The 5615-nt window shown below is 37.3% G+C and carries 6 protein-coding genes and 1 pseudogene; 6 read left to right on the forward strand and 1 reads right to left on the reverse strand.

Annotation, left to right across the window (positions count from 1 at the left end):
- The 6 genes from Q5O73_RS09850 to Q5O73_RS09875 all read left to right on the forward strand — a co-directional run.
- Nucleotides 1-385, forward strand: a 385-nt coding sequence (locus Q5O73_RS09850) for a hydroxyethylthiazole kinase (RefSeq protein ID WP_302669598.1), incomplete at its 5' end; no start/stop codon positions are given.
- A complete protein-coding gene (thiE, locus tag Q5O73_RS09855; protein WP_021952077.1) occupies nt 372-1019 on the forward strand; it encodes a thiamine phosphate synthase in 648 nt (215 codons plus the stop codon). The genes Q5O73_RS09850 and thiE, both read left to right, overlap by 14 nt.
- Nucleotides 1020-1117: 98 nt before the next feature.
- Complete coding sequence (gene thiD, locus Q5O73_RS09860; protein WP_021952078.1) at nt 1118-1909, forward strand: bifunctional hydroxymethylpyrimidine kinase/phosphomethylpyrimidine kinase; 792 nt, start codon at nt 1118-1120, stop codon at nt 1907-1909.
- A gap of 25 nt (nt 1910-1934) precedes the next feature.
- Nucleotides 1935-3107, forward strand: coding sequence for a putative hydroxymethylpyrimidine transporter CytX (gene cytX, locus Q5O73_RS09865; RefSeq protein WP_302669599.1), 1173 nt, complete (start codon nt 1935-1937; stop codon nt 3105-3107).
- A complete protein-coding gene (locus tag Q5O73_RS09870; protein ID WP_302669600.1) occupies nt 3100-3936 on the forward strand; it encodes an RNA methyltransferase in 837 nt (278 codons plus the stop codon). The genes cytX and Q5O73_RS09870 overlap by 8 nt, the downstream gene beginning before the upstream one ends.
- A gap of 2 nt (nt 3937-3938) precedes the next feature.
- Nucleotides 3939-4601 carry an HAD family phosphatase gene (locus Q5O73_RS09875; RefSeq protein WP_186840667.1) on the forward strand — a complete coding sequence of 221 codons (663 nt, stop codon included), beginning with the start codon at nt 3939-3941 and terminating at the stop codon, nt 4599-4601.
- A 796-nt stretch (nt 4602-5397) separates the two neighbouring features.
- On the opposite strand, the pseudogene Q5O73_RS09880 reads toward Q5O73_RS09875, so the two are convergent.
- Nucleotides 5398-5615, reverse strand: a pseudogene (locus Q5O73_RS09880) (IS30 family transposase); the annotation flags it as partial.

Below are 5615 nucleotides of genomic sequence, written 5' to 3' on the forward strand. Positions count from 1 at the left end.
AGATAACATAGACGAAACAATAGCTAAGTTAAAGGCTTTTTCAAAGGCTACGGGAAGCATTATTGCCGTTACAGGAGCAATTGATTTAGTATGTGACAGTGATAAGTGCTATGTTATAAGAAACGGAAGACCGGAAATGAGTGCCATCACAGGAACAGGCTGTCAGTTATCAGGAATGATGACAGCATTTGTAGTTGCTAACAAGAATAACAAACTTGAGGCAGCAGCTGCAGCAGTATGTGCCATGGGGTTAGCAGGAGAAATCGGCTACGAAAGAATGGCAGAAGGTGACGGAAATTCAACTTACAGAAACAGAATAATTGATGCTATTTACAACATGGATGGAGAAGTATTAGAAAAAGGAGCAAAATATGAAATCAGGTAATACAACACCGGAAGAATTATTGCTTTATGCCGTAACCGACAGAGCATGGTTAAATGGCGAAACACTTTATGAACAGGTTGAAAAAGCATTAAAAGGCGGAGCAACTTTTGTTCAGTTAAGAGAGAAAAAATTAGATGAGGAAAGTTTTTTACAGGAAGCCATTGAAATAAAGGAATTATGTAAGAAGTATAAGGTTCCTTTTGTTATAAATGACAATGTGGACATTGCATTAAAAATGGATGCAGATGGCGTGCATGTAGGACAAAGTGACATGGAAGCCGGAGATGTAAGAAAAAAAATCGGCAATGACAAAATAATCGGTGTGTCAGCTCAAACAGTGGAGCAGGCAATAAAAGCCCGGGAGAGAGGCGCTGATTACTTAGGAGTAGGAGCAGTATTCCCTACAGGCTCAAAGGATGATGCAGAGGATGTATCTTACGATACATTGAAGGCAATTTGCCAGGCAGTGGATATTCCGGTTATTGCCATTGGAGGCATTACAAAGGATAATGTAAAAGAGTTATCCGGTAGCGGAATATGCGGCATTGCTGTAATTAGTGCGATATTTGCTCAGAAAAATATTGAAGAAGCAACAGCAGAGCTTAAAGAAAAAACTTTAGAAATGATTAAATAAAGAAAACAAAGCGGCAAATTGGGGGCACCACCTTTTACCGCTATATAAAACGATAGATTAAAACTATTGACCATAGGAAAAAGCAAGGAGGAAAGAAAATGAACACAGCATTAACAATTGCGGGAAGCGATTCTTGTGGAGGCGCCGGAATACAGGCAGATATAAAGACAATGACAGCTAATGGTGTTTATGCCATGAGTGCCATTACAGCTTTAACTGCACAAAATACCACCGGCGTATCAGACATTTATGAGGTAAGCCCTGAATTTTTAGAGGCACAGCTAAAGGCTATTTTTGAGGATATTACACCGGATGCAATTAAGATAGGTATGGTATCTTCCGGTGAACTTATTAAAACCATAGCCTGTAACTTGAAAAAATACAATGGAAAAAACATTGTTTTAGACCCGGTAATGGTGGCAACCAGTGGAGCTAAATTAATTAGCGATGATGCAATTGCAACATTAAAGGAATACCTTATACCATTAGCCACAGTGATTACGCCAAATATTCCGGAAGCGGAAGTATTGTCGGAAATGACTATTAGCAATGAGGAAGACATGATTAAGGCAGCAGCATATATTAGTGAAAAATATAACTGCTCCGTATTATGCAAGGGAGGTCATAGCATAAATGACGCCAACGATTTGTTATATAGCAACGGGGAATACAAGTGGTTTTACGGAAAAAGAATTAATAATCCAAATACTCACGGAACAGGATGCACTCTTTCTAGTGCCATTGCCTCAAATCTGGCAAAAGGCAGAGATTTAGATGAGTCAGTAGAAAAAGCAAAAGCTTACATTTCAGGAGCATTGGCTGCAATGCTTGATTTAGGAAAAGGCAGTGGGCCTATGAACCACGCATTTGCAATTAAAGGCGAATACTAAAATATAAAGGAAAGAGGAACATCACATGGAGAAAAAAGGAACATCAGTATTTAGTAACAGTTTAATCTGGTTTGGGGCAGGGGTATCAATTGCAGAAATCGTAACAGGAACATATTTGGCATCCCTTGGTATGACAAAGGGGATACTGGCAACAGTTATTGGACATATTATTGGGTGTGTGTTATTGTTTTTAGCAGGAATAATTGGCGCTAAAACAAAGAAAAGTTCAATGGAAACAGTTAAGATAAGCTTTGGACAAAAAGGAAGCATTATCTTTTCAGCATTAAATGTAATTCAGTTAGCAGGATGGACGGCAATAATGATTTATGATGGAGCAATATCTGCTAACGGCATATTTAACACAGGAAAATGGGTATGGTGTCTTGTAATAGGCGTACTTATTATTTTGTGGATTATTGTGGGAATAAGCAATGTGGAAAAAATAAATGTGGTAGCAATGTCAGCGTTATTTATACTTACAATTATTCTTTGTAAAGTAGTATTTTTTGACAATCATCAGATGGTTAGTGTTGCAGGAGACGGGCTTACCTTTGGAGCAGCAGTGGAATTAGCCGTTGCAATGCCTCTTTCATGGCTGCCTCTTATTAGTGATTACACAAGAGAAGCCGAAAAGCCTGTTAAAGCAACTGCAGCCAGTGCCATTGTATATGGTTTGGTAAGCTGTTGGATGTACATAATCGGAATGGGAGCTGCAATTTATACACAGGATGCAGGAATTGACCAGATTATGTTAAAGGCAGGTTTGGGAATTGCAGGTCTTTTAATAATTGTATTTTCTACAGTTACAACTACTTATTTAGATGCTTATTCAGCAGGAATTTCCAGCGAAACCATTTCACATAAAATAAAAGGAAAATATATGGCAATCGCTGTTACAATAGTGGGAACAATAGCTGCAATTGTTTATCCAATGGATGATATTACAGAATTTTTGTACTTAATCGGTTCAGTTTTTGCACCAATGATTGCAATTCAGATAGCGGATTTCTTTATTATAAAGAAGGATAGCACAGAAAAAAATGTGGAAGTAGCAAATGTGGTCATATGGATAATCGGATTTGTACTGTACAGATATTTGATGACAGTAGATATAATTGTAGGTAATACATTGCCGGATATGGTAATTACCGTGATTATATGTGTGATAGTAAGCAAATTTGGAGTTAAGAATGCATAATAATAACATTGTGGAAATAACGGATTTTGAATCTAAGGAACTAGATATATATGCCAGATGTAACGAGCCGGAGCTGCTTAGAGGCTTTGGCAGGGACGGTGGAATTTTTATAGCGGAAAGTCCAAAGGTAGTGGAGAGAGCCTTAGATGCAGGATACCAACCTATTTCCATGCTGGTGGAACACAGACATATAGATGGAGAGGCAAAACACATTATAAAAAAATGTGGCAGTGTTCCGGTGTATACAGCGGAGTTTGATGTGTTATCAAAAATAACAGGATTTAAACTTACAAGAGGCATGTTATGTGCTATGCACAGAACAAAGCTTAAAACCATAGAAGAGGTTTGTGCCGGGGCTAAGAGAATAGCCATATTGGAAAATGTTATGAATCCAACTAATATAGGGGCAATATTTCGCTCGGCAGCAGCTCTTGGAATGGACGCTGTTTTAATGACACCGGGGTGCAGCAATCCACTATACAGACGTGCCATAAGGGTAAGTATGGGAACTGTGTTTCAAATTTCCTGGACTTTTTTTGATGGGGAGTTAAAATGGCCATATGATGGCATGAAAATCCTTAAAAATATGGGATTTAAAACTGCGGCAATGGCACTTACTGACAATTCAGTAAGTATTGATAATAAAGAATTGTTGTCACAGGAAAAGCTTGCCATTATACTTGGAACAGAAGGGGAAGGCTTAATGGCTGAAACCATTGAGGCAAGTGATTATACAGTAAAAATACCTATGGCTAACGGAGTTGACTCATTAAATGTGGCAGCTGCAAGTGCCGTGGCTTTTTGGCAGATTAGCAGGAAAGGAGAATAAGTTTGGCTAAAGGATTTATTTTTGATGTAGACGGAACAATACTTGATTCAATGTCCATATGGATGGATGCAGGAAAGTTGTATCTTGAAAGTTTAGGAATTAAAACAGATGAAAATATTGGAGAAGTAATGTTTGACCTGACCATGGCGGAAGGGGCAGAATATCTTAAAAAGAACTACGGTCTTGACCTTTCCATAGAGGAAATCTGTGACGGAATAAACAACAGGGTGTTTGAATTCTATGATAAGGAAGCAATGGAAAAGAAATATGTGAGAAATTTCCTAGAGGATGCAAAGGAGATGGACATTAAAATGACTATTGCCACATCTACAGACAGACCTATGATTGAGGCAGCTCTTAAACGACTTGACCTTATGAAGTATTTTGATGAAATATTTACCACTACTGAAGTGGGAAAAGGAAAAGCTTCACCGGATATTTTCTTAAAGGCAATGGAGAAGATGGGAACAACAACTGCTGATACGTGGTTGTTTGAGGATGCCGCATACTCTATGAGAACAGCTAAGGGCATGGGGTTAAACACTGTGGGAATATATGATGAAAGCAGTGCCGGAAACCAGGAGCAGGTAAAGGAACTGGCGGATATTTACATTACGGACTGGAGTGGATATAAGGACGTAATGAGAAAGATAGAAGAAAAGTAGTATAGGGAAGATGCGTGGAAAAGTAGTGTAAATGCAGTATAGGGAAAAAATGGGAAAATGTAGTGTAAATGCAGTATATGAAAAAAATGGGAAAAATGTAATAAAAATGTAGGAAAAGAGATAATTTGAGAGGCGTCTGTGTCAGAAAATGGCATGAGCGTCTTTTTATTATTGTTAAGGAAATGCCGGTGGGATTGCCGGTAGTGGCGTGAGAGCAGGTGGGCGAAGGAATTAAATTACTAAGTTTACAATAAAACAAATTTAGATTGAAAAAATTAATGTAATTGTTGGTGGGTGGGGGGAGGTTATATGCGATGAAATCGTGGATTTTACAATAAAACAAATTTGATTTGAAAAAATTAATGTAATTATTTGTTGCGAAGGGGTGTTGAAGGGAATGAAATCACAAATTTTACAATAAAAAAATTTGAATTTAAAAAATATCCTGTACATATCTAGGAACAAGCACTTTTTAGGCATATAGATTAGCAATAATTACAATAAAATATAAACAATTTGAAAAAAATCCTGTAGGGTTGAAGGAACCACGGAAAAACCGAACAAAAGTTCCTTTAAATGAAAAAGTAACTGCACGAACATATTGACACCAAATTTTTTAAACCTTAAATGGGGTGAAAATTGAGCTTTAAATGGTGTATAATAATAAAAAAGTTATTGTTTTGCTATATTTTCGTGCATAGTTAATAAGCGGCATAACATTAGTTTTGAAAAAATAACTGCAACCCCGCTTCTTTAAAAGATATGGGAGTCTTTGTTTGAGCAATTAAAATGTTAATTAACGCTTAAGTAGCTTTGGACTCAAAGTAACTTCATCGGGTGGAATAGGTGAAAGTTGTAGCAAAGACAATAACTTTTTCCCGTCTTTGGAGTCCATTAAATCAAAAGGTGTTTTGTTATCTAAATTTTCACGAAGAACACTGTTTATATGACAACAGATTAACGTTACGTCAGCAACAGTGAGGGGTGAAAAACTAACACCTTTAGGAAGTATTC

The organism is Eubacterium sp. AF15-50 (assembly GCF_934835595.1).
GTDB lineage: Bacteria > Bacillota > Clostridia > Lachnospirales > Lachnospiraceae > Eubacterium_G > Eubacterium_G segne.

What these genes read in the sequence shown, in the direction of transcription:
- thiE (WP_021952077.1), top strand. Translation starts at nt 372, where the DNA reads ATGAAATCAGGTAATACAACACCGGAAGAATTATTGCTTTATGCCGTA.
- thiD (WP_021952078.1), top strand. Translation starts at nt 1,118, where the DNA reads ATGAACACAGCATTAACAATTGCGGGAAGCGATTCTTGTGGAGGCGCC.
- cytX (WP_302669599.1), top strand. Translation starts at nt 1,935, where the DNA reads ATGGAGAAAAAAGGAACATCAGTATTTAGTAACAGTTTAATCTGGTTT.
- Q5O73_RS09870 (WP_302669600.1), top strand. Translation starts at nt 3,100, where the DNA reads ATGCATAATAATAACATTGTGGAAATAACGGATTTTGAATCTAAGGAA.